General features: G+C 64.9%; 21 protein-coding genes. 11 read left to right on the top strand and 10 right to left on the bottom strand.

The features are described 5' to 3' along the window. Positions 1-58 precede the first annotated feature (58 nt). On the bottom strand, positions 59-1,657 hold the full coding sequence (locus JHW40_RS19205; RefSeq protein ID WP_090610534.1) for an ABC transporter substrate-binding protein: 1,599 nt from the start codon (positions 1,655-1,657) through the stop codon (positions 59-61). A gap of 215 nt (positions 1,658-1,872) precedes the next feature. Here JHW40_RS19205 and JHW40_RS19200 point away from each other — a divergent pair, with 215 nt between their 5' ends. Further along, on the top strand, positions 1,873-2,544 hold the full coding sequence (locus JHW40_RS19200) for a ceramidase domain-containing protein (RefSeq protein ID WP_090610535.1): 672 nt from the start codon (positions 1,873-1,875) through the stop codon (positions 2,542-2,544). Here the strand turns inward: JHW40_RS19200 and JHW40_RS19195 are convergent. After that, on the bottom strand, positions 2,541-3,332 hold the full coding sequence (locus tag JHW40_RS19195; protein ID WP_090610536.1) for an IclR family transcriptional regulator: 792 nt from the start codon (positions 3,330-3,332) through the stop codon (positions 2,541-2,543). The two genes, JHW40_RS19200 and JHW40_RS19195, sit on opposite strands and share 4 nt — an antisense overlap. A gap of 216 nt (positions 3,333-3,548) precedes the next feature. Here JHW40_RS19195 and JHW40_RS19190 point away from each other — a divergent pair, with 216 nt between their 5' ends. Genes JHW40_RS19190 through JHW40_RS19160 form a run of 7 tightly spaced genes read left to right on the top strand, consistent with a single transcriptional unit; the run spans position 3,549 to position 11,240 of the window. Beyond that, positions 3,549-4,334 (top strand): shikimate dehydrogenase family protein, encoded by a 786-nt coding sequence (locus JHW40_RS19190; protein WP_090610537.1) that lies wholly within the window; start codon positions 3,549-3,551, stop codon positions 4,332-4,334. A 60-nt stretch (positions 4,335-4,394) separates the two neighbouring features. Beyond that, positions 4,395-5,390, top strand: coding sequence for a Bug family tripartite tricarboxylate transporter substrate binding protein (locus JHW40_RS19185; protein WP_090610538.1), 996 nt, complete (start codon positions 4,395-4,397; stop codon positions 5,388-5,390). A gap of 45 nt (positions 5,391-5,435) precedes the next feature. Continuing rightward, positions 5,436-7,169 carry an FAD-dependent oxidoreductase gene (locus JHW40_RS19180; RefSeq protein WP_244519107.1) on the top strand — a complete coding sequence of 578 codons (1,734 nt, stop codon included), beginning with the start codon at positions 5,436-5,438 and terminating at the stop codon, positions 7,167-7,169. Further along, complete coding sequence (locus JHW40_RS19175) at positions 7,166-7,780, top strand: NIPSNAP family protein (protein ID WP_090610539.1); 615 nt, start codon at positions 7,166-7,168, stop codon at positions 7,778-7,780. The genes JHW40_RS19180 and JHW40_RS19175 overlap by 4 nt, the downstream gene beginning before the upstream one ends. Positions 7,781-7,809: 29 nt before the next feature. Continuing rightward, positions 7,810-8,655, top strand: a complete 846-nt coding sequence (locus JHW40_RS19170) for a sugar phosphate isomerase/epimerase family protein (protein ID WP_090610540.1) — start codon at positions 7,810-7,812, stop codon at positions 8,653-8,655. Positions 8,656-8,660: 5 nt separating this feature from the next. Continuing rightward, the gene (locus JHW40_RS19165; protein ID WP_090610541.1) at positions 8,661-9,485 is read left to right on the top strand and encodes a universal stress protein; all 825 of its coding nucleotides are present in this window, start codon (positions 8,661-8,663) and stop codon (positions 9,483-9,485) included. Between the two features lie 36 nt (positions 9,486-9,521). Further along, positions 9,522-11,240 carry an FAD-dependent oxidoreductase gene (locus JHW40_RS19160; protein ID WP_090610542.1) on the top strand — a complete coding sequence of 573 codons (1,719 nt, stop codon included), beginning with the start codon at positions 9,522-9,524 and terminating at the stop codon, positions 11,238-11,240. A gap of 2 nt (positions 11,241-11,242) precedes the next feature. Here JHW40_RS19160 and JHW40_RS19155 read toward each other — a convergent pair whose 3' ends face one another. Together JHW40_RS19155 and JHW40_RS19150 are read right to left on the bottom strand one after the other, a co-directional pair. Continuing rightward, positions 11,243-12,076, bottom strand: coding sequence for a 3-oxoadipate:acetyl-CoA acetyltransferase (locus JHW40_RS19155; RefSeq protein ID WP_090610543.1), 834 nt, complete (start codon positions 12,074-12,076; stop codon positions 11,243-11,245). 111 nt (positions 12,077-12,187) lie between these two features. Then, on the bottom strand, positions 12,188-13,114 hold the full coding sequence (locus JHW40_RS19150; protein ID WP_090610544.1) for a LysR family transcriptional regulator: 927 nt from the start codon (positions 13,112-13,114) through the stop codon (positions 12,188-12,190). Between the two features lie 149 nt (positions 13,115-13,263). On the opposite strand from JHW40_RS19150, the gene JHW40_RS19145 reads away from it, so the two are divergent. Then, on the top strand, positions 13,264-15,138 hold the full coding sequence (locus JHW40_RS19145) for a bifunctional sugar phosphate isomerase/epimerase/4-hydroxyphenylpyruvate dioxygenase family protein (RefSeq protein WP_090610545.1): 1,875 nt from the start codon (positions 13,264-13,266) through the stop codon (positions 15,136-15,138). A 68-nt stretch (positions 15,139-15,206) separates the two neighbouring features. On the opposite strand, the gene JHW40_RS19140 is transcribed toward JHW40_RS19145, so the two are convergent. The 4 genes from JHW40_RS19140 to JHW40_RS19125 all read right to left on the bottom strand — a co-directional run bounded on the left by JHW40_RS19140 (position 15,207) and on the right by JHW40_RS19125 (position 19,172). Beyond that, positions 15,207-16,055, bottom strand: a complete 849-nt coding sequence (locus JHW40_RS19140) for a shikimate dehydrogenase family protein (RefSeq protein ID WP_090610604.1) — start codon at positions 16,053-16,055, stop codon at positions 15,207-15,209. A gap of 34 nt (positions 16,056-16,089) precedes the next feature. Further along, entirely contained in the window at positions 16,090-17,592 is a 1,503-nt protein-coding gene (locus tag JHW40_RS19135; RefSeq protein ID WP_090610546.1) for a tripartite tricarboxylate transporter permease, read from the bottom strand. After that, positions 17,592-18,116, bottom strand: coding sequence for a tripartite tricarboxylate transporter TctB family protein (locus JHW40_RS19130; protein ID WP_090610547.1), 525 nt, complete (start codon positions 18,114-18,116; stop codon positions 17,592-17,594). The genes JHW40_RS19135 and JHW40_RS19130 overlap by 1 nt, the downstream gene beginning before the upstream one ends. Before the next feature lie 63 nt (positions 18,117-18,179). Beyond that, positions 18,180-19,172, bottom strand: coding sequence for a tripartite tricarboxylate transporter substrate binding protein (locus JHW40_RS19125; protein ID WP_090610548.1), 993 nt, complete (start codon positions 19,170-19,172; stop codon positions 18,180-18,182). A gap of 267 nt (positions 19,173-19,439) precedes the next feature. Between JHW40_RS19125 and JHW40_RS19120 the strand changes: the two genes are divergently transcribed. Further along, positions 19,440-20,594 carry a cytochrome b/b6 domain-containing protein gene (locus JHW40_RS19120; RefSeq protein WP_090610549.1) on the top strand — a complete coding sequence of 385 codons (1,155 nt, stop codon included), beginning with the start codon at positions 19,440-19,442 and terminating at the stop codon, positions 20,592-20,594. A 97-nt stretch (positions 20,595-20,691) separates the two neighbouring features. Then, entirely contained in the window at positions 20,692-21,270 is a 579-nt protein-coding gene (locus JHW40_RS19115) for a YceI family protein (protein ID WP_244519108.1), read from the top strand. A 427-nt stretch (positions 21,271-21,697) separates the two neighbouring features. On the opposite strand, the gene JHW40_RS19110 is transcribed toward JHW40_RS19115, so the two are convergent. Continuing rightward, a complete protein-coding gene (locus JHW40_RS19110; protein ID WP_090610551.1) occupies positions 21,698-22,810 on the bottom strand; it encodes a ParB/RepB/Spo0J family partition protein in 1,113 nt (370 codons plus the stop codon). After that, positions 22,803-24,203, bottom strand: coding sequence for an AAA family ATPase (locus JHW40_RS19105; protein WP_090610552.1), 1,401 nt, complete (start codon positions 24,201-24,203; stop codon positions 22,803-22,805). Before JHW40_RS19105 ends, JHW40_RS19110 begins: the two co-directional genes overlap by 8 nt. Between the last annotated feature and the right edge of the window lie 194 nt (positions 24,204-24,397).

Here is a 24,397-nt window from a genome sequence, read left to right as displayed (position 1 = left end):
GGCCCGGCGGGGCGGCGCCCGGCCCCAGCCCAGGATTGGTATCGGTGACGGCCAAGGCTTATTCGCCCTTCGTCACCTGACGATACATGACCGACGTCACCGCCCGGCCCGAGAACCAGTTCTGCACATTCTCGCGCAGACCGGTGGGTTCGATGCGCTGGAACATCGGCACGATCGGCGCCTCGGCCTGATATTGCTTCTGGATGTCGATATACATCTGGGCGCGGGTGTCGGCATCCTGTTCCAGCGTAGCCGCCTGCGTCGCCTCGTTCATCTCGTCGGGCACGGCATAGGCGTTGCGCCATGCCAGCAGGCCGGTCGCCGCCGCCTCGGCGCTGTTGTCGGGGTTGAAGGCGAAGGTCGCGGCATTGGTGTTCGGGTCGGAATAATCCGGGCCCCATTCGCCGATGAAGATCGGCACCGACCGCGCGCGATAGGCATCCAGCACCTGCGCGCCGGTCATCTGTTCGATATTCAGCGTCAGCCCGGCCTCGGCCATGCTGGCCTGAAGCGCCTGCGCCACGTCGGTATATTCGCGCAGGTCGCGGACCTTGGTGGTGACGGTGCTGCCGGCCAGCCCGGCTTCCTCGATCAGCGCCTTGGCCTTTTCGACATCATAGGTCCAGGGCTGATCCTCCAGCACGCCCAGATAACCCATGGGCAGGAAGGTCTGATGCGGCGCGAACATCCCCTTGAGGAAGCTGTCGGCGATCCCCTCGTAATCGACCAGATGCTTCATCGCCTCGATGACGGCGGGGTTCGACAGCACCTCGTCATTCTGGTTCAGGCCCATATAGAGGATACGCCCGCGCGGCTCGTCCTGAATCGTGACCCCCTCGACATTGCGCAGCGAATCCACATCGGTCGGCGACAGGTTCCGCGCCACGTCGATGTCGCCCTGTTCCAGCAGCAGCCTTTGCGCGCTGGATTCGGCGACGTTGCGCACGATCACGCGCTTCATCTCTGGCGCGCCCTGCCAGTAGTCGTCATAGGCGGTGAACTGCACGGCCTCGTTCGCGCGCCACGCGGCCAGCGTATAGGCGCCCGAACCCGCGGCATTGGTCGACAGCCAGGCATTGCCCAGATCCTCGCCGTCGACATGCGGCAGGACGGTTTCCTTGTCCACGATGCTGGCGATATTGGCGGTCAGGCAGTTCAGCACGAAGCTGGGCGCATAGGGCTGATCCATATGCAGCGTCAGGGTGGTGTCGTCGAAGGTGATCTTTTCCTCGACATTCTCGGGGGTAAAGCCGAACTGGGTCAGGATGAAGGCGGGGGTCAGGTTCAGCTTGACCGCGCGTTGCAGCGACCATGCGGCATCCTCGGCCCGGACCGGGTTGCCGGAATGGAACGTGACCCCCTCGCGCATCTTCAGGGTGATGGACATGCCGTCCTCGGCCACTTCCCAGCTTTCGGCAAGGCTGGGTTTGAAACCGGCATCAGGGTCCAGCGGATCGAAATCGACCAGTCGGTCATAGGTGTTCTGGTTCACGTCATTGCCCGAGAACTCGAAGCTTTGCGCGGGATCGAGGCTGATGATGTCGTCGATGGTATGCGCCACGACCAGCGTGTCGGCGGGCGTATCCGCATAGGCTGCGGGCGCGATGGCCAGCGCCGAGGCCAGAAGGATGGCGCGCGGGGTCAGAAGATGTCGCATGGTGGTTTCCCTGATGAATGGTCTGCCCCGTTGGTCCGGGGTTTCTGACATGAACCGTGACGCAAGGCGCCAAAAGGCGCAAGCCCCGCCGAAGCCAATGGCACAAAGCGGCGCATCTGCCCGCCTGCCCCCGACGATTTCAGCGTAACCCGGTTGGCAAATCCCGCCCGTCCGGCGATTGTCGGGGCGGAAAGAACGGCGACGGGAATGTTTCGATGGATTGGCTTGCCCCGGTTGATGCCTATTGCGAGCGCACCGGCCCGGAATACTGGTCCGAGCCGGTCAATGCGCTGACGAACCTTGCTTTTCTGATCGCCGCCATCATCGTCTGGGCGCGGCTGAGGGGGCCGGGCATGGCCATGGGCCGGGCGCTGGCGGCGGTGCTGTTCGTCATCGGCATCGGGTCGTGGCTGTTCCACACCCATGCGAACCGGCTGACCGGGCTGATGGATGTGCTGCCGATCCTGGGCTTCATCCTGCTCTATGTCTTTGCCGCGACCCGCGACTATTTCGGCGCGCGGCCGTGGGTGGCGGCGCTGGTCACGGCGGGCTTCATCCCCTATGCCGCCGCGACGGTGCCGGTCTTTTCGATGGTGCCGGGGCTTGGCTCTTCTGCCAGCTATGCGCCGGTGCCGCTGTTGATCCTGATCTATGCGGTGCTGCTGCGCAAACGCCTGCCGGATACGGCGTGCGGGCTGGCCATTGGCGCGGGCATCCTGATCGTATCGCTGACCTTCCGCACGCTTGACCAGTCGCTGTGCAAGGCCATGCCGCTTGGGACGCATTTCATGTGGCATATCCTCAACGCCATCATGCTGGGCTGGATGATCGAGGTCTGGCGCAGGCATCGGTCGCCTTCCCACGCGACAGCGCAGGCGCATCGTTAACCGCGAAGCTGCCGCCTGAAATAGACCGATGCACCGGCGGCATGGGCCATTTCCCGCGCCGCATCCAGAAGCGCGGGGGCCAGCGCCTCCATCTGCGCCACATCCAGCAGAATCGACGGCCCCGCCACCGAGATCGAGCCGATGGCGACCGAATCCGCCGACCGGATCGGCGCGGCAATCGCCGCCATGCCGGGAATGAAGCTGTCGATGCTGATCGCATAGCCCTTGCCGCGTGTCTCCTCCAGCCGCCGGATCAGGTCTGCCGCCGAACCCGGCGCGCCCGGCCCGGAACAGTCCTGCACAAAGCCCTGCTGCGCGACCTTCATCAGCGCGTCCTCGTCGCTCATCGTGGACAGCCATGCCAGTCCGCTGGCCGAACTGGCCAGATGCGCCGTCGCCCCCTGTTCCCGTCCGGGGTCGTAACGCAGCCCGGTCGTCGCCCCCTGCGCCACCGCGACCCAGACCAGATTGCCGCCGTCGATCACGCTGAGCCGCACAAGCTGGCGGCTTTGCGCGGCCAGCCGGTCAAGAATCGGCTGCGCGACATCGGTAATGCCGCTTTGCGCCAGAAAGGACAGCCCCAGCGCCGGCAGTTTCATGCCCAGCATATAGGCGCCCTTGGTCCCGTCCTGATGCACATAGCCGTAATCGACCAGTTGCTTCAGCATCCGATGCACACCGCTTGGCGGCAGATCAAGCTCTGACGCGACCTGCCCGACCGCCATTCCCTCGGGCTGTCTGGACAGAAGATCCAGAATCGTCAGCCCGCGTTCCAGCGAAGAACTCATCCGGTTTACCCCATACTTCAGGTCATTCTGTTCCAAAGTGGATTGATATTCCATTTTTTGCCAAAGAACAAGGTCGCTGCAAATGCATTTTAATCAGTAACTTGCGGCAAGAACGCACCGCTCATCTCACCAGCATCATAAATCGGAATACCATTCAACTATTGACTTACATCACATTTATCGCAATTCATCGCATCAGCAAAGGAGAAGACGCCCATGCAGCTTGACGGAGAGACGCGGCTTATTCCGATCCTTGGCGACCCCATCGCGCAGGTGAAATCGCCTGCCCTTCTCAGCCAAAGCCTGGCCGGGCGCGGCGTGAACGCCATCGTGCCGCCGCTGCATGTGCGTCCCGCGGATTTCGCTGCCGTGGTCGAGGGGCTGAAACGGATCGGCAATGTCGATGGGCTGGTCATCACCGTCCCCCATAAATTCGCGGCGGCCGGGATTTGCGACCGCCTGTCGGACCGGGCCGCCTTCATCGGCGCAGCCAATATCCTGCGGCGCGAGGCTGACGGCGCATGGCTGGGCGATCATTGCGACGGTCAGGGCTATGTCGCGGGCATCCGCGCGCAGGGCGGGCAGATCGAGGGCAGGACGGTCCTGCTGATCGGTGCGGGCGGCGCAGGCTCGGCCATCGCTTATGAATTTCTGGATCAGGGCGCGGCCTCGCTGGCGGTCCACGATGCCGATCAGACGCGCCGGGACGACCTGATCGCGCGGCTGACGGCGCGTTTCCCCGGTCGCGTGAGCCTTGGCAGCGCCCGGCCCGATGGCTTCGACATCATCGCCAATGCCACGCCGATGGGCATGAACCCCACCGATCCCCTGCCCGCCGATCCGGCAGGGCTGCACCCGAAGCAATTCGTCGCCGATTGCGTCACCCGCCCCGAGGTGACGCCGCTGATCGCGCAGGCACGCGCGGCGGGATGCGGGACGATGACCGGGCTTGGCATGTTCAACGGTGTCGCCGAACGGATGGTGGCGTTTTTCGCCGATTGACCGACCGCGCGCAGGAGGGCGCGCAACCACGGACTGGTTTCAACAGGAGGAGAAGGCAAGATGATACGGAAGTTCATACATGGCGCGGCGGTGCTGGCGCTGACCACGGTTCCGGCACTTTCTCAGGATTATCCCGACCGCGATATCAACGGCATCATTCAATGGGGTGTCGGCGGCGCGACCGATACAGTCAGCCGCGCGCTGAAACCCGTCGCGGACGAGGTTCTGGGCCGCAGCGTCGTGATGAACAACCGCAGCGGCGGCTCGGGCGTGATCGGGATGCGCTATGCGCAGGCACAGCGGCCGGACGGTTATACCCTGCTGTTCGGGGCGGAAAACCCGCAGATTTACAAGGTTCTGGGGCTGGCCGACGCGGATTACAGCGATTTCTATCCGGTCAACCTTCCGGCGCGCGGCGTGGTCGTGATCGCGGTGCCGATGGATGCGCCCTATCAAAGCCTTCAGGATCTGCTGGACGCGGTGCAGGCCCAGCCGGGCAAGCTGCGCATGGGCACCATGGGGCCCGGCAGCCTGTCGCATGTCGTTGAAACCATGATCTCTTCGGCGGCGGAATTCGATGTGACCGCCGTTCCCTTCGATGGCGAGGGGCCGGGCTTTACCGCCATGCTGGGCGGCGCGGTCGATTTCATCCCGACCAGCCTTTCGGTCGCGAAACCGATGCTCGAGGCGGGCCGCGCCCGCGCGCTGGCGGTGGTCGAAAGCGATGCGATCGCGCAACTGTCCGATGTGCCGCCGATCACCGACACGCTGCCGGAACTGGAACGGTTCCTGCCCTGGGGGCCGTTCTATGGCGTCTTTGTCGCCCGCGACGCCCCCGAAGAGGCCCGGGACAAGCTGGTCGAGGCCTTTGCCGCCGCCACCGACAGTCAGGACTTCCGCCGGCTGATGGAAAATCGCGGCAATCTGATGATGAACATCTCGGGCGACGAGGCCGAGGCGTTCCTGCACAACTGGCAATCGGTGTCCAGCTGGCTGCTGTTCGACGCGGGCGTGGCGCAGAAATCGCCCGAGGAATTCGGCATCCCCAAACCGTAATCACGCAACCGCCCGGCCGCGCCCGGGCCCTGAAAGGTTCCCGCAATGAATGTCGCGGCACAGATGGATGAAACGGTCGATGTGGTCGTCGTGGGCTCGGGCGCGGCCGGGCTGGCGGCGGCGATCACGGCGGCGCATCACGGTCTGTCGGTCACGGTGCTGGAAAAGCATCCGCGTTTCGGCGGCACCAGCGCATGGTCGGGCGGCTGGCTGTGGATTCCCCGCAATCCGCTGGCGCGCGAGGCCGGGATCGAGGAACCCCCCGACCTGATCCGCACCTATCTGCGTGCCGTGCTGGGCAACAACCATGACAGCGACCGGATCGAGGCGTTTCTTCAGGCCGGGCCGCTCATGGTCGGGTTCCTGCGCGATCTGGGGATGGAGTGGCGCGACGGCAATGCGGTGCCCGACATGCTGGGCGATCTGCCCGGCGCGGGCACGGGCGGGCGTTCGGTGACGGTGGCACCTTTCGACGGACGCCGTCTGGGTCGCGATCTGCACCGCCTGCGCCGTCCCAAACGCGAAACGACCTTCATGGGCATGGGCATCGCCTCGGGCGCCGATCTGGGGCATTTCCTGCAAGTCACGCGCTCGGTCGCGTCATTCTGGCATGTCTCGCGGCGTTTTCTGCGCCATCTGCTGGACAGCGCATGGCATGGGCGCGGCATGCATCTGGTCAACGGCAATGCGCTGGTGGCGCGGCTGGCCGCGATCGCCTTTGCGCAGGGGGTCGAGATCCGCACCTCGACCCCTGCATCGGGGTTGCTGCGTCAGGACGGCAGGGTCGGCGGCGTCATGCTGCCGGACGGGCGCCGGATCCACGCGCGCCGTGGGGTGGTGCTGGCGGCAGGCGGCTATCCCGCCGATCCGGCCCGGCGCAGGACCAGCTTCCCCCACGCGCCGACCGGGCAGGAACACTGGACCGCCGCGCCCCCCGAAAATACCGGCGACGGGCTGGCCCTTGGCGAATCCGTCGGGGGCCGGATCGACGCCGCGCTGCTGCATCCGGCAAGCTGGGCGCCGGTGTCGCTGGTGCCCTGTCGCAACCGCCCGCCGGGGCATTTCCCGCATCTGATCGAGCGCGCCAAGCCCGGCATCATCGCCGTCACCGCCGATGGGCGCCGCTTTGCGAATGAGGCCGATGGCTATCACCAGTTCATCGGGCGGCTGTTGCAGGTGACGCCGCAGGGGCAGCGCCCGGTCTGCTGGCTGATTGCCGATCATCGCTTTGTCCGCCGCTATGGGCTGGGTCATGCAAAGCCGGCGCCGGTGCCGCTGTGGCCATCGATCCGCTCGGGCTATCTGAAGCGCGGGCGGACATTGCGCGATCTGGCGACCGCCTGCGGCATCGACCCGGTGGGGCTGGAGGCAACGATCGCGGCCTATAACGAACATGCGCAGCATGGCCGCGACCCGGCCTTCGGGCGCGGAGAGACGCCCTATAACCGCGCGGGCGGCGATGCCGGGCATGGTCCGAACCCCTGCGTCGCACCCATCGGAGACGGCCCCTTTTACGCGGTCGAGGTGGTGCCGGGCAGTCTGGGCACCTTCGCAGGCCTTGCCGTCGATGCGCGGGCACGGGTGCTGGACGGGGCGGAAGCCCCCATCGCGGGGCTTTATGCGGTGGGCACCGACGCGGCCAGCGTGATGGGCGGCACCTATCCCGCCGGCGGCATCAATCTGGGTCCGGGGATGAGCTTCGGCTTTCTTGCCGGACGCGATCTGGCCGGCCTGCCCGCCTTGACCGGACAACACGCTGAACAGGAGATGACAGCATGACATATTACGAACTCGCCACCCTGTTTCTGCCCATGGGCACCGCGCCGCGTGCGGTCGAGGGCGTGCCCGCCTTTGCAGCCGAAGGTCAGGGACGGTTGCTGGGCATGTGGATGGTCGATATCGGGCGGCTGAACCGGATGCTGGTGCTGCGCGGTTTCGACGACGCGGGCAGCCTGCTGGCAGAACGCAAACGCACCCATGAAAGCACCAGCCCCTTCAACTGCGGCGACGTGCTGGCCGATCTGTCGCTGGACAGCTATGAGCCGTTCCCCTTCATGCCGCCGGTCGAACCCGGCCAATATGGCGGCGTGTACGAGTTCCGCACTTACCCCTTCCGCATCGGCGGCGGCTATCCCGAAACCGCCGCGAAATGGGAAACCGCCCTGCCCCGGCGCGAGGCGCATTCGAAATGCCTGATCGCGATGCGGGCGCTGGATGGCAGGCCGCGTTTCACCAATATCTGGCCCTATGCCGATATCGCCGCCCGCAGCAAGGCCCGCGCCGATTCGGTCGCCGCCGGGATCTGGCCGCCGAAAGGGGGGCCGGACTGGCTGAAATCGGATATGGAATCGACCATCGCCCTGCCCGTCGCGGGATCGCCCCTGACCTGACCGCCGCCCAACGCAAGGAGCCACCGGATATGCCGCACCCTCTGTCGCTGGCCTTTCTGACATTGCCCAACGTCCCGCCCGTGCAGATGATCGAGGCCGCGGCCGAGGCCGGTTTCGCCTCGGTCGGGCTGCGCCTGCTGCCCGCGGCGCTGTCGGGCGAGGGGCCATATCCGTTGCTGACCGATGACCGGATGCTGCGCGAAACCCGCGCCGCGCTGCGCGACACCGGCATCACCGTCGCCGATGTCGAGATCGCCCGCCTGAATGAGCGGTTCGATCCCGAAGGCTTCCGGCCCTTTCTGGAACGCGCCGCCCGGTTGCAGGCGCGTCATGTTCTGGTCGCGGGCGACGACCGCGACGAGGCGCGCCTGACCGACAGCTATGGCCGTTTCTGCGACGTTGCCGCCGAATTCGGGCTGACCGGCGATCTGGAATTCATGCCCTGGACCGCCGTGCCCGATCTGGCGAGCGCGCGCCGCATCGTCCAGACCGCCGACCGGCCCAATGCCGCGATCCTGATCGACGCGCTGCATTACGACCGCGCGCCCACCACCCTTGACGAGATCCGCGCGGTCCCCGCCTCGCAGATCAACTATGTCCAGTTCTGCGACGGCCCCCACCCCTATGATCCCAGCGATGAGGGGCTGATCGCCATTGCCCGTGGCGGGCGGCTGATGCCGGGCTGCGGCGCCATCGACCTTACGGGCCTTGCCCGCGCCATCCCCGATGACGTCGCGATCTCGGTCGAGGTGGCGGATCTGTCCAATCGGCTGTCACCGCGCGAAACGGCGCTTCGCGCAGCGCAAACCACGCGTATGATACTCAGGGCAGCCGGACGCTGTGACCGGTCGCCTGACCAATCCCGAGAGGAGTGAGTGAGATGTCCTATCGATCGATTCTTGCGGTTTATTCCGGCGAAGCCGATGGCCGGGCCAGCCTTGCGATGGCAGTCGGCCTGCAACGCGCGTGGAACCTGCATGTCACCGGGCTGGCATGGCACGGGCTGAACACCCTGCAACGCCACTGGCGCGGCGTGCTGCCGCGCGACATCGAGGACATGCTGGCCGAACGCGATGCGGATACGGTGTCCGAAATCCGCGACAGGTTCATGACCGCCCTGCGCGAACGCGGCGATCCCTCGCGCGCCGCATTTCTGGAAATCGCGGGCAATGGCAGCCTGTCGCTGGCGGAAACCGCGCGCGGCTTCGATCTGGTGGTGATGGGCCGCCGCTCGTCCGAGACCGGGTTGGAGCATTTTTCGGCCCGGCCCGACGTGGTTGCGCTGCGTTCGGGCAGGCCGGTGATGGTGACGCCGCCCAACCATCCCGAAGGCCCGCTGCCGCAACGCGTGGTGATCGGCTGGGACGGCAAGCGCAACGCGGCGCGGGCGATCCTTGACGCCCTGCCCTTCCTGATCGCCGCCGACGAGGTGCTGCTGCTCAGCATCGGCAAGGCCCCGCCCGAGCGCAAGGGCGCCGAGATCCTGAACCTGCTGAAACATCACGGCGTCAAGGCGCGGCAAGAGATCCGGGCCGAAGGCCGCGGCAATATCGGCCGGCAGATTCTGGACGCCTCGCAGGAACTGGGCGCGGGAATGCTGGTCATCGGCGCCTATGAACACAGCAAGTTCCACGAGGATCTTCTGGGCGGCGTGACCAACCTGCTGCTGGAACAGGCGCATCTGCCGGTGCTGATGTCGCACTGATCCACGCCCCATCTGCAAGGAAAGGATGACCCGCGCATGTCGCAGGCCAACAAGACAATTGTGCCCGAAGATGTCGATCTGCTGGTCATCGGGGCGGGTGCCGGGGGAATGACCACGGCACTGATCGCCGCGCTCGAGGGGCTTCGCGTCGTTCTGTGCGAAAAGACCGGGCAGGCGGGTGGGACCACCTCGACCTCGGGCGGGACGACCTGGGTGCCGGGCAATTCGCTGGGGGCCGAAATCGGCGCGCCGGACGATGCCCGCGATGCCGCCGCCTTCCTGCGCCATGTCACCGGCGACCGCGACGGCGAGGATCTGCGGCAGGCCTTTCTTGCCTCGGGCCGCGCGGCCATCGACGACCTGCAAAACCGCAGCGAGGTGAAATTCGCCGCCTCGGCGGCCCATCCCGACTATCTGGACGGGCCGGGCAGCGCATGGGGCGGGCGGGCGCTTGGCCCCCTGCCCTTCGATGGCAGGTTGCTGGGCGATGATTTCCCCCGGGTGCGCCCACCGCGCCGCGAATTCATGGGGCTGGGCGGCATGATGGTCGGCCGGGCCGAGATCGACGCGCTGCTGAACCCCTTCGGCTCGGTCGCGAACTTTCGGAATGGCACGGGCATCGTGCTGCGCTATCTGAAGGATCGGCTGCGCCATCCGCGCGGCACCCGGCTGCTGATGGGCAATGCGCTGGTCGCGCGGCTGCTGTTCAGCCTGCGCAGGCTGAACGTGCCGGTGCTGTTCGACACCAGCTTGGACCAGTTGCTGGTCGAGGATGGCCGCGTCACCGGCACCAGCCTGCGCGATCCGCAGGGCGGACGGGTGATCCGCGCCCGTCGCGGGGTGGTGCTGGCCACCGGCGGCATCGGCTGGAACGACGCGATCCGCACCCGCCTGTTCCCCGAAGCGACGCGCGGGTTGTCGCTGTCGCCCGAAACCAATACCGGCGACGGCGCGGATGCGGCGATGCGGATCGGCGCGCGCCTGACCGATGGCGGCGACAGCCCGGCGCTGTGGATGCCCTGCTCGACCTTTCGCCGCGCGGATGGGCAACTGGCGGTCTGGCCGCATATCCTGCTGGACCGGGCAAAGCCGGGGCTGCTGGCGGTCGATGCCTCGGGGCAGCGTTTCGTGAATGAAAGCGACAGCTATCACGATTTCTGCATGGGCCAGATCCGCAAAGGACGCCCGGCGATCCCGGCATGGCTGATCTGCGACGCGGCCTTCATCCGCCGCTATGGTCTGGGCATGGTGCTGCCGGGGGGGCGCGGTCTGCGGGCGATGCTGAAGGCGGGCTATCTGCTCACGGCCCCCGATCTGACCACGCTGGCCGAACGGATCGGGGTCGGGGCAGAGGCACTGACCCGGACGGTCGCGCGCTATAACCAGTTTGCCACCAGCGGAGAGGACAGCGATTTCGGGCGCGGCACCAGCGCCATGAACCGCTTCAATGGCGACGCGCAGGCGGGCGGCGCCAATCCCTGTCTGGGGCCGGTCGGGCCGGGGCCGTTTTATGCGCTGGCGGTGACACCGGCGGATCTAGCCTCCAGCGCGGGTCTGGCGGGCGACATTCACGGTCGGGTACTGGATCAGGCGGGCGCGCCGATTGCGGGGCTTTATGCGGTGGGCAACGATCTGGCCTCGATCTTTGGCGGCACCTATCCGGGGCCGGGCACCACCATCGGCCCGGCGCTGGTCTTTGGCTGGCGGGTGGCACGCCACGCCGCCGGGCTGCCGACCCCCGACCGGCTGGACTGAGTTCAGGCGGCCTTCAGCCCCAGAATGTCGCGCGCCTGTTGCCATGTGGCGACGGGGCGGTCGTATTTCCCGCACAGTTCGGCGGCGCGTTTCACCAGCGCGGCGTTCGACGGCGCCAGCCGGTCGCGGTCCAGACGGACGTTATCCTCCAGCCCGGTGCGGGCATGACCGCCCGCCGAGATCGCCCATTCGTTCAGCACGATCTGGTTCGGACCAATCCCCGCCGCGCACCACGGCGCATCCTCGCCGAACAGGCGATGAACGGTCTTGATATAGTAATCGAACACCTCGCGGTCGGCGGGCATGGCGTTCTTGACGCCCATGACGAACTGCACATAGGGGCGGTCCTTGATCTGACCCGCCCGCCACATCTGATGCGCCTTGATGATATGTGACAGATCAAAGGCCTCGATCTCGGGCTTGACCTCGTATTTCACCATTTCCGCCGCCAGCCAGTCCACCAGATCGGGCGGGTTCTCATAGACGCGGGTGGGAAAGTTGTTCGAGCCGACCGACAGCGACGCCATGTCCGGTGCCAGCGGCAACATGCCGCCGCGCGCCTGACCCGCCCCCGAACGACCGCCGGTCGAAAGCTGGACGATCATGCCCGGACAGTGCTTTTCCAGCCCCTCTTTCAGCGCCGCGAAACGCTCCGGGTCCGAGGTCGGCCTGCCCTCGTCGTCGCGCACATGGCAATGGGCGATGGAAGCCCCCGCCTCGAAGGCCTCTTGCGTGGACTCGATCTGCTCGGCGATGGTGATCGGCACCGCAGGATTGTTGTCCTTGGTCGGAAGCGAGCCGGTAATGGCCACGCAGATGATACAGGGATGGCTCATCAGATCCTCACAGGTCAAAAAGCACGGGGGCCATTAACGCCTCGCCGGCCTATACCGAACCCTCAGGCAAGACAATCAGACGGTTCATGTCAAGGCCGCAACCGCAACGGTTCAGCATTGCGGCGCGTCCCAGCTGTCGCGCGCGATCGCGGTCGCCATCTCGCGGCGGAACCGCTCGATGGTGTATTCGGCAAAGCTGGACAGGTGGCGGCCCTTGCGCGTCACGACCCATGCGGTGATCTCGGCGCGTTCGACCAGCGGGCGGCGGGTCACGCCGGGCATATAGACCTCGGCCACGGAAAACTCGTCGATCAGCGCCACGCCCAGCCCATGCCGCACAAAGCTGACCACCGTCTGCGCGAACCGGCCCCGCATCGCATAACGCAGCGTGATCCCGGCATCCCTGAACGGCTTTGCCAGCAGCGCGCCATAGGGGTCATCGGGATCGACACCGATGAAATCCTCGCCCTCCAGATCATGCACCGAAATGGCGGATTTGGCCGCCAGCGGATGATCGTCGGCGACAATGACCACCAGCCTGCCCCGCGCCAGCAATTCGTTATCCAGCGCACTGTTATCGATGGGCGAACTCATCACCACGAATTCGCCGCGATCCAGCAACAGGTAATCAACCGTTTCCTCGATCTTCAGGATGTTCAGGTCGATGAACAGATCGGGAAAGCGGTTGCGGACGCCGCGCACCACCCGGGCCGCGATGAACTGCGCGATAGAGGGCGCCGAGGCAAAGGCCAGCCCCACATCCTCGCCCTTCTGCAACGAGGCGACTGCGGTGTTCAGGTTCTCCATCTGGCGATAGACCTGATGGACCATCTCGAAGATCGTGTCGGCCTCGCTGGCCGGCACGAACAGGCCGGCCTTACGCTCGAACAGCCGGATCCCCAGCGATTCCTCGGTATGTTTCACCAGACGCGAAATCCCCGGCGCCGACACATTCAACAGCTTTGCCGCACCCTGAATCGTCCCCGCCATCATCACGGCGCGGATCACCTCGACCTGTCGCAAAGTCAGTTCCCTCATGGCACAATGGAGGCAGAGCCCCCGCCCCCCGTCAAGCCTTTGCGCGCCTTGGTCAGAAATAACTTCAGGTTACTCATATGGCTTAACATATACTTGCTGTTATGCGGTGTCAGTGCGAATCATGGGCCATGCTTCATGGGGAGGATGGAATGAAAACCTCGATCGCCACCGTCTCGATCTCGGGCAGTTTTCGCGACAAGCTGACGGCCATCGCGCAGGCCGGTTTCGACGGGATCGAGATTTTCGAACAGGATTTTCTGGCCTCGGATTTTTCCCCGCGAGAGGTGGGCTACATGGTCCGCGACCACGGGCTGGAGATCACCCTGTTCCAGCCGTTCCGCGATTTCGAGGGCCTGCCAGAGCCGCATCGCGCCCGCGCCTTCGCCCGCGCCGAACGCAAGTTCGAGCTGATGAACGAATTGGGCACCGACCTGATCCTGATCTGTTCCAGCCTGCATCCCGAAGCGATGGGCGGCATCGACCGCGCCGCCGCGGATTTTCACGAACTGGGCGGGATCGCGGCGAAACACGGCATCCGGGTCGGCTATGAGGCGCTGTGCTGGGGTCGCTATGTGAACGATCACCGCGACGCGTGGGAGATCGTGCGCCGGGCGGATCATCCGAATATCGGGCTGATCCTCGACAGTTTCCACACTTTGGCACGCCGCATCGACCCCGACACCATCCGCAGCATCCCCGGCGACCGGATTTTCTTCGTGCAACTGGCCGATGCGCCCGCCATCGACATGGACCTGCTGTATTGGTCGCGGCATTTCCGCAATATGCCGGGCGAGGGCGATCTGGACGTGACCGCCTTCACCCGCGCGGTTCTGGCCACCGGTTATGCCGGGCCGCTGAGCCTGGAAATCTTCAACGACCAGTTCCGTTCCGGCCTGCCACGGCTGGTCGCGCAGGACGGGCTGCGCAGCCTGATCGCGCTGACCGATCAGGTGCGGCGCAACGAGCCGTCCCTGAAGATCGACCTGCCGGATTTTCCTGCCCCCACCCCGGTCGAAGGGGTCGAGTTCATCGAATTCGCCTCCAGCCGCGACGACGCGCCGGTGCTTGAATCGCTGCTGGCCGCCGCCGGGTTCGAACATGCGGGCCGGCACCGCTCGAAACAGGTTTCCCTGTGGCGGCAGAACGGCGTCAACCTGCTGGTCAATACCGAAACCGAAGGCTTCGCCCACAGCGCATGGCTGACCCACGGCACCGGCGTCTCGGAACTGGGGCTGCGGGTGTCCGACGCGCAGGACAGTTTCGCCCGCGCCATCGCACTGAAAGCCGCCGCGCACGACCCCCTTGGGCAGAACGCGGCAGAACTCGACATCCCCGGCATTCGCGGCGTCGGCGGCAGCCTGATCCGCTTTCTCGATGGGAAAAACGATCTGTGGCAGGTCGATTTCGAGATCAGCGATCCGCAACCCAAAGGGGCCGGGCTGGCAAAGGTCGATCACATCGCCCAGACCATGGCCTATGAGGAAATGCTCAGCTGGTCGCTGTTCTACACCTCGATCTTTCCGGCCCGCAAGGCGCCGGTGGTCGATGTGGTTGACCCCGACGGGCTGGTGCGCAGTCAGGCCATCGACACCGGCGCCCTGCGCATCACCCTGAACGGCGCCGAGACCCGCCACACACTGGCCGGACGGTTCATCGAGGACACCTTCGGCGCCTCCACCCAGCATATCGCCTTTGCCTGCGACGATATCTTCGCCACGGCACAGGCGATGGCCGCGCGGGGCTTTCCGGTGCTGAAGATCGGGGCCAACTATTTCGACGATGTCGAGGCCCGCTTCGGCCTGCATCCCGATCTGACCGAACGTCTGCGCGCGCATAACATCATGTATGACGAGGACGGCAGCGGCAGTTTCCTGCAATTCTACAGCCAGCCTTTGCCGGGCGGCCTGTTCTTCGAGATCGTCCAGCGCAGCGGCGGCTATGGCGGCTATGGTGGCCCCAACGCGCCGTTCCGCATCGCCGCGCAAAAGCGCAATATCCTTCCCTTCGGGATGCCGCGCAGCTGAGGCGCGGCGGAATACGAAACGGGCGCCGGGATCACCCCCGGCGCCCGTTCGCTTTGCCGCCCCGACGCTTACAGCCGCGTCAGCGCCTCGCGCAGGATATCCTCGGCGATGGGCTTGCCGTGGAACAGTTCATAGGCATGCAGGCCCTGATAGAAGAACAGCTCGTATCCGCTGATGATCCGCAGCCCGGCAGCAGCGGCATCGCGCAGGAACTGCGTCTCGACCGGGGTATAGACCGCATCAAAGGCCCATTCCGCCCCCCGCACCAGATCGGCGGGGATCGGTGTGCCCTCATAGCCGACCATACCCACCGGCGTGCAGTTTATCAGCCCGGCGGCACCCGCCGTCCCGGCGGCGACATCGGTGGTGGCGCTGACCTTCAGCGCGGGGTCGGCGGCGGTCAGCGCCCGGGCCAGCGCCTCGGCTTTGGACAGATCACGCTCGACCAGCCGCAGCTCGGTCATGCCAAGCGCCAGCAACCCGAAGGCCACCGCCTTGCCGACGCCGCCCGCGCCCACCATGCAGACGATGCCGGGCGCGGCATCCCCCATGACCCGGCGATAACCCGCCATGAAGCCCGACCAGTCGGTGTTGTAACCCTGCGGCCCATCGGCGGTGAACAGCACGGTATTGCAGGCCCCCAGCGCCGCGACATGCGGATCGGGAATACTGACCAGAGACACCACCCGCTCTTTGTAGGGATAGGTGATGTTCAGCCCGCGAAAGCCCCCGGCGCGCGCAGCCTCGAAGACCTGCTCGAAATCCTGGCCCCGCTCTGGCGGGATCAGGCGTTGATAGGTGACGTCTGCGCCGGTCAGACGGCCCGCCAGCTCATGCAGGCGCGGCGATTGCGAGGCGGCGATATTGTCGCCGATCAGGCCAAGGCGCACGGTATCGTCACGGGAGGGCGCGTTCATCTCGGGGTCCTTGTCATGGGGCATGGCGGTCCACTCAGGTCTTGCGGGTCACGGCCCGGCGCAAAGCACCGAACAGCCGCGTCTGGCTGAGCATGATCACCATCACCGTCAGAAACAGCACCAGCGACAGCGGGCTGGTCAGCAGGTTGGCAAAGAAACTGCCAAGGCTTTCCTGTTCCGATATGATCGCCCGGCGCCAGTTCTCGTCGATCAGTCGCGACAGGATCACGCCCAGGATCACCGGCCCGACCTGATAGCCGTATTCCTTCATGAAGAAACCCAGCACGCCAAAGCCCAGCATCCAATAGACATCGGTGACCGAGTTGTTCAGCGCATAGGCCCCCACCACCGACAGCATCAGGATCAGCGGCAGAAGGATGCCCTTCGGGATTTCAACGATGCGGGTAAAGATCTTGATGCCGGTCAGGCCGAAGATCAGCAAAAAGATATTGGCCAGAACCAGCCCGCCGACGATGAACCAGAACATGTGCGGCTGCTCGATCATCAGCATCGGGCCGGGGTTCAGCCCGTGGATGAACAGCGCGCCGATGAAGATCGCCGTCACCGCATCGCCGGGAATGCCAAGCGTCAGCATCGGGATGAAGCAGGCGCCCACGGCGGAACTGTTGGCGGTTTCCGGCGCGACCAGACCTTCCTTGGCACCCTGACCGAAGGGCACCTCGGGCTTGCGCACGGTGCGTTTGGCATAGTCATAGGCCATCAGCGCGGCAATATCGCCGCCCACGCCCGGCAGCGCGCCGACACCCACCCCGATGGTCGAGGTCTGCAACGACAGCGGCAGGAACTTGCGGACCGAGGACCAGCGCGGCACGATCCGCGACAGGTCCTGCTTGACCGCGACCTTGTCCATGTGGCGCAGCTGGAACAGCACCTCGGACACGCCGAACATGCCGATCATCACCGCGATGAAGGAAATCCCGTTCCACAGCCCGACCATGCCGAAGGTGAAGCGTTCCTCGGCGGTCAGCGGGTCAAGACCGACCGTGCCGACCAGCATCCCGAAGGCACCGGCGACGACGCCCTTGGCCAGACTTTCCCCGGCCAGCGAGCCGACCAGAAGGATGCCCAGAATGGCCAGCAGCATGAAGTCGCGCGGCTGGAACCCCAGCGCGAAATCGGAAATCGAGGGCGCGGCCACCGCCAGCGCCAGAATGCCGACGAACCCGCCGATCACCGACATGACCGTGGACAGGCCGATGGCCTCGCCCGCCTCGCCACGCTGCGCCAGCGGATAGCCGTCCAGCGCCGTGGCGATGGATGATGGCCCGCCGGGAATGTTCAGCAGGATCGCCGTCCGCGCGCCGCCATAGACGCCGCCCACGAAGATGCCGATCATCAGGCACAGCGCGTCATTGACCTGCCACGAGAAGGTGAAGGAAATCAGGATCGACACCGCCATCGTGACCGACAGGCCGGGGATCGCGCCGATATAGATGCCCGCGAAGGTGCCCGCCGCCAGCAGAAAGACCAGCCAGGGATCGACCCACGAGATCAGGAAATATTGCAGGGCTTCCATCAGCGTGCTCCTCCGAAGAAACTGCCGATTGCGGCCATGATCTGCCGCTCGGGAATGATGCCCTCGGGCAGCACGACCTGAAAGACCAGCCGGAAGACGACATAGATCAGCACCAGCGTCAGCAGCACGATGCCAAGCGTTTTCACAATGCCGCCCCGGTACAGCAGCAACATCCCCGCCATCAGGAACAGAAACGAGGACAGCAGAAAGCCCACAGGCTCCAGCAGCAGCGCATAGACGACGATCAGTCCGGCAAAGACCAGTCCGGTCAACGTGAACACCGGCGTCCGTTCGACCCCGGACCCGGCACCGGCGCCGGCGCTGTTGCGCCGGACATTCTCGCGCACCACCAGAAGCGAGCCCAGAACCATCGCGGCCGAGGCCGCCATCGGAAAGGAACCCGGAGAGCTGAGCGCGGAAAAACCGGAAATTTCATATGATTGCCACAGCAGCGCGATGCTGACTGCAAGGGTGGCAAGGCCAAAGATATCCTCGCCGGGCCGTTTCGACCTGATCGTCTGCATTGCTAGGGTTCTCCTCCCCCGATGACTTTTGCGCAGGGCCGGGTTTCCGCCCGGCCCCGTATGTTACGGCCGCGGAATATCGAAATCCTCGGGCGAGTTCTTGGCGATGCCACCGTCATAGACCAGCCACGAGGTCACCGATTGCCAGCGGTTCAGGAAATCGACCGCCTCGTCGCCGGTGGCATTCATCAGCACGAAGCCGCGCTCGTCCATCAGTTGCTGAAAGCTGTCCTGCGCCGCCGCTTCGCCAAAGGCCGCGCGCAGCTTCTCGACCGGCTCATCGGGCGTGTCCTTGTGGACGAAGATGCCGAAGAACGGCCCCCAGGGCAGGAAACGCTCGAATTCCGGGTGATCTTCGGTGATCGCAGGCACATCGGGCAGCAATTCGTTGCGCTGGTTGTCGATCACGACGATGGGCTTGACGCGGTCGGCGCGGACATTCTCGATCGCGGCGCCCAGAACGGCGGGCAGCACATCGACGGCGCCCCCCATCAGCGCGGTCTGCGCCGGGCCGTCGCCGTCATAGGGCACGGCGGTAAGCGGCAGTTCGATCTCGCTTTCCAGCATGGCCGCGATCACCGAAGGCACACCCCCCGGCCCGGTCGAGCCCATCCGCACCTTGCCCGGATTGGCCTGAACATATTCGACCATCTCGGCGAAGGTATCGAAGGGCGCGTTCTTGTTGGCGACGATCAGCGGAACGCCGCGGGCCAGAATGTTGATCGGGGTGAAATCCCCGTAATCGATATCGCCAAGACCCATGACCTTGAAGATCTGCGGGTTCTCGGCCCCCATCAGCAGGGTATAGCCATCGGCCCGCTGCGTGGCGACATAGCGCGTCGCGATCGCCCCCACACCCCCGGTCCGGTTGGTCATGACCACGCTGCGGCCCAGCACCTCTTCGGCATGGGGCGTCACCGCGCGCATGATCACATCGGTCGAGCCCCCCGCCCCCCATTGGATGATTCCCTGCAGGTCACGCTCGGGGAATTCCGCGCTTGCCGTGCCTGCACCGATGACAACGGCGGCAGCAGCCGCCAGCAGATATGTTTTCATTGTTCCTCCCATCGGAAATATTCGAACGCCGGACAGGGCGTTGCTTTCCTTCCTCAGAAATCGCAGAGGATACGCCTTAACGTCAAATGCAAATTTCTATGAAAGATTAACCTGAAGTTATTTCAAGGTCGGCAGGTGTCGTCCGCTGCCCCCGCGCGCATCCCCCGATCCCATCGCGATTTACGCACATGTCATGTGCATCCTGCGGCATCCAATTCCGCCACAAGGCCCGCTAGATAAGGCACCACGCAGCCGTTCGGAGACAACATGCCACGCAACACGACCCACAGCTATGGAAGCATCGCCAGATCGCTGCACTGGCTGACCGCGCTGATCATTCTGGCCAATATCGTGCTGGGCCTCGTGGCGGTGCGTCTGCCGATGGAGGCGTTGCAGACCAAATTCCAGCTGTTCTCATTGCACAAGACGCTGGGGATCGCAGCCTTTGTCGTGGCGCTGCTGCGGATCGTCTGGGCGCTGACCCAGCCCCGGCCCGTGCCCGTCCATCCCGAACGCAGGCTGGAAACCTTTCTGGCGGAAAGCATGCATTGGGTCCTCTATGCCGCGCTGGTGCTGGTGCCGCTGACCGGCTGGATCGAACATGCCGCGACCGAAGGCTATGCGCCGATTCTCTGGCCGTTTGGGCAGGGCCTGCCGATGGTGCCGAAATCGCCGCAGGTGGCGGAGGTGATGGCCTCTATCCACCACATCTTTGCGTGGGTGCTGATCGGCGCGATTGTCCTGCATGTGGCCGGTGCGATGAAACATGCCGTCATCGACCGCGACGGCGTGCTGGCACGGATGCTGCGCGGCAGGCCCGCAGGCACCCCGACGGACCGGCGCCACCTGACCCCTGCCCTGACCGCGCTCGTGGTTTTCGTGGCCGGCACCGCCTTCGCCATTGTACCGCGCCCCGATGACGCGCAATCCGCCGCGCCGTTGGAGCAGGCGGCCTCGGAATGGCAGGTGACCGAGGGCGATCTGGGCTTTGCCGTCGCGCAGATGGGCAGTCAGGTGCAGGGCGGCTTTTCCGACTGGACCGCCGCCATCGCCTTCGATCCCGACACCGGGCTGGGCGAGGTCGAGGTGACCATCAACATGAATTCGGTCACTATCGGCACGGTGACCGATCAGGCCAAGGGCGCCGAGTTTTTTGATGTCGCGAACAATCCCGTGGCGGTTTTCCGCGGCGACATCCGCCCCGATGGCGACCGCTTCATCGCCGAAGGCCCGCTGTCGCTGAAAGGGCATCAGACCACGGTCACCCTGCCCTTCACGCTGGAAATCAACGACGGAATCGCCACCATGTCGGGTGAAACGACGCTGGACCGGCGCGACTGGAACATCGGCCAGGGCTATGACAACGAATCCTCGGTCGGCTTCCCGGTTTCCCTGGCGGTCCGGCTGACCGCCCACCGCTGACGGATCTGTGCAGAGACAAGCAGGGCCTGTTCGCCCATCACCAATTGTTCCCCTTCGGCAAATCGCCGATCTATCCCCCACAAAAATGGAGAATTTGATGTTCAAGACCACCGCATTTGCCGCCGCCTTTGCCCTTGCCGCTGGCGCCGCACTGGCCGAACCGCAGGAATATGCCTTCGACAGCTCGCACAGCCAGATCGTTTTCGAATACAACCACCTTGGTTTCTCGACCACGACCGGCATGTTCAGCGGCATCACCGGCAAGATCGCTTTCGACGCGGATCAACCCGCGAATTCCTCGGTCGAGGCGACCTTCCCGCTGGCCTCGCTGATGACCGGCGACGAGGGCCGCGACAAGCATTTCCTTACCGCCGATTTCTTCGGCAGCGATGCCGCCGCCCCCGAGGTGACCTTCGTATCGACCTCGATCGAGGTGACCGGCGACAACACCGCGCTGATTACCGGCGACCTGACCCTGAACGGCGTCACCAAGGAAACGGTGCTGGACACCGTGCTGAACCAGCAGGGCGATCACCCGATGGAAAACAAGCCGTGGCTGGGCTTTGACGTGACCACCACCCTGCTGCGCAGCGACTTCAATCTGGGCGCATTCGCCCCGGCGGTCTCGGACGAGGTCGAAGTGTCGATCTCGGTCGAGGCGATGGCCGAAGGCTGATCCACCGCGCCCCACCATACGAAAGCCCGCGACAGCATTGTCGCGGGCTTTTTGCTGGCAGCCGTTGAGCGGCAGAAGGTCAGGCGCGTCGTCAGATAAACGCCGCGCCCCGACTTGGGGAAGCCTTCCGCCAGTTCATGATCGCGAACGAACAGGTTGCGGATACCGAAAATCACGCTGGCCTGATCGGTGGGGCGGAAAGCCGGGCGGATCGGATCGCTGAGCCCGCGATGCAGTCGGATGCAATTCGCCACCAGCCCAAGGCTGCCGTGAATACGATTATTACTTGCGGCCAGGAACTCATTATATCTGCATTATTCTGTGATTTTGCGGCTTACTTCCACATCCAGTGTTTACCGCCCCAGCAGGCCCCGGCCCGCAACGCCACCGGGGAGGGCCCCACCCTGCCCCGGTTTCGCCGCGAAACCTATTTTTCCAGCAGCGCCCTGATTTCGGCCATCAGCGATTCCATCAGGTCGTTGCTCAGCAACGCGCCTTCAAGCCGCAGGATATGGGCATCGCCATCACGGCCACGGCGGATGGTGATGCCGCTTGTGGTGCGGATGGTCTGATCGTCGATCCAGCCATATTGCACCGGGCTGGCGGATTTCGGACGCCCGCCACGGGACGGGTCGCGCGGGGCCTTTTCATAGCCGTCCAGAACCGGCTCGATCAGCGCCCATTCTTCATCCGGCTGATCCGGGCTGCGCGCCGACAACGCCTGCCGCAACCGCGCCTCTGCCCCGCTGCGCAGCGCCGCCGACAGGCGCAACCCGCGCTTTTCGGTCAGTGCTTCGGGAAAGCGCAGCATGTCGCCCAGCTCTTCGAAGATCAGCGCGAAGGAACGCACCTTCGAGCGCTTGGCCTTGGACCCGGTCGCGAACAGCTTGTTCACCGCATCCTCGGTATTGGCAAACGCGCCCTGATTGGCGGCGATGACGGCGATGCGGCCGCGTTCGAAATGGCTCAGTTCCTCGCGGACCTCGTTCTCTTCCACCATCGAGACGAAGGCCTGATCGGCCTCGGTGCGGGGGCGGATCAGGGCGCGGATATGGCTGTATTTCTCGGCCTCGGTCAGTTCGTGCAGCGCCCGGATGGCGTGCAGGCGGCGATAGCCGGACAGCAGGCCGTAACGCGGCCCCTGCCCCTCGGCGCGGTCCAGTTCGAACACCTCGATCGGCAGACGCAACCCATGCGCCGCGATCGACTGGCGCAGTTCCATCATGTCCTCTTCGCTCATCACCATGCGGTCACGGATCATCGCGCCTTCGTCGATCTGCGAGGTCGGAAGTTCGACCATCAGCAGGCCCTGTTCTTGCGCCTGCCGCAGCCGTTCCGCGTCGGCTTCGGTTCTGGCGCGGGCCGCGCGTGCATCCGCATCGTCGGTCTGCGCCAGCGCGGCGCTGTCGGCCACCACCTGCGCGATGGGCGCAATGCCCGGACCGATCGACGGCCTGCCAGAGGTTTCGCGGCGAAACTCCTGCTCGATCCGGTCCAGATCGGCGGTGCTGGGCGTGTCGAGCCGTCTGCGCTTAGCCATGTGCCTGTTCCTCCGTCTTTCCGGCTTCTTCCAGTTGCTGGTCGCGCCACCATGTTCCCAGAATCAGTTCTTTCACTTCGGCCCATGTGCGGTCAAAGGTTTCGCGCCCCCGGACATAGGTGTCGCGGTTGAATTCGCGGTAATCGGCCTCATAGATCCCGTTCACCTGTTCGCCCGCCTGCCCGACCATCGCGGTCAGTTCCTGCCGGTAGGTGGTCATGAAATCGCCGAAATAGGCCTGAATGACATTGGCCAGATCGGTCTGCTGGGCGGCATCGAAGCGGGTGACGATGGCGCGTACCGCGTCCCATTCAAAGCGCATCTCGGGCAGCCCGTCTCGGCGGCGGGCGGCGTTTTCCCCATCCTCGACACTGGCGAAGGTCGAATAGAGCATGTCGAAGAAACGCCCCGTGGAATCGAATTCAAGGAAGGATGCCCCAAGCGGCACCAGCAGGATATCGGCAGCGGCCAGGGCGTTGATCGTCAGATAGCCCAGGGCCGGAGGAGTATCGAGAATGATGATGTCATATTCGTTAACGATGCGGTCGTTGTTAAGCGCATTGCTGAGCGCATCCCATAACGGCCATGCGCGCAGCCCCATGCGCCAGACCGGAATCTGGAATTCCGCCCAGTACAGGTTCAACTGCGCGCCCAGAAGGTCGATATTCGGCCAATGGGTCGGCTGGATCAGATCCTGCGCCGAGATCTTCAGCGCCTCGGTCAGGGTCTCATCGAAGGGCAGGGGGGGCTGACCGGCGGCCTCGCGTACCCGGTTTTCGTCCTGCATGGCCTGCGCGTAATCCTTGGCCAGCAGCGGAAAGGCGGTGGACCATTCATCCGCCACCTTGCCGCCCATGATCGAGGTCATGCTGCCCTGACTGTCCAGGTCGATCACCAGCACCTTGTAGCCGTCCAACGCCGCCGACATGGCCAGATGCGCGGCGGTCGAGGTCTTGCCGACGCCACCCTTGAAATTCGCCACGGCGATGGTCTTGGCGGGCAGTCCTTCGGGTCGCCACGGGCGGTATTCGCGCCCGGCTGCACCTTCCGCCGCGAAATGGTCGCGCAGGCGAAGGACATCTTCGAGACTGAACCATTTCGAGTTGCCCTCTCCCATGCCCTGCGGCAGGTCGGGAAACTTGCGCAGCACGCGGCGGAAATGCGCGGGCGCGACCGGGATCAGATAGCGGCAGACCTCCCATGTCGAGAAGCGGCGCAAGCGCTTGCGGCCATCGGGGGCATAGCCGCGTTCGGCCAGATCCTGACGGCCACGGGCGGCGAAGGCGGCGGCTTTCGCGAATCGGGCCGTGTCGATAGGATCGGACAGACGCGCGGCCGCCTTTGCCGGGTCGATGTTGAAATATGGGGGGAGGGGGTCCTTGCCTGCGGACATGTCGCTACCTCTGAGATGTGCTGCATTGATGCGTGTTTTGGTGAAACTATTGCACATGCAAAGGCCCGAGTGAATCGCCAAGATGGGTTTCGCTGCGAAATCCAGCCTGATTCGGCAGAAAACGACGACATAAAGCTTGTGGATAGTTTAAGGACTTTAGAATCTTTACTGTCAGATATTCGTTTTATTTCAAT

It is taken from the genome of Paracoccus alcaliphilus (genome assembly GCF_028553725.1).
Taxonomy (GTDB): domain Bacteria; phylum Pseudomonadota; class Alphaproteobacteria; order Rhodobacterales; family Rhodobacteraceae; genus Paracoccus; species Paracoccus alcaliphilus.
Note: the sequence above shows the minus strand (reverse complement) of the source record. Positions and strands in the feature narration are given on the sequence as shown.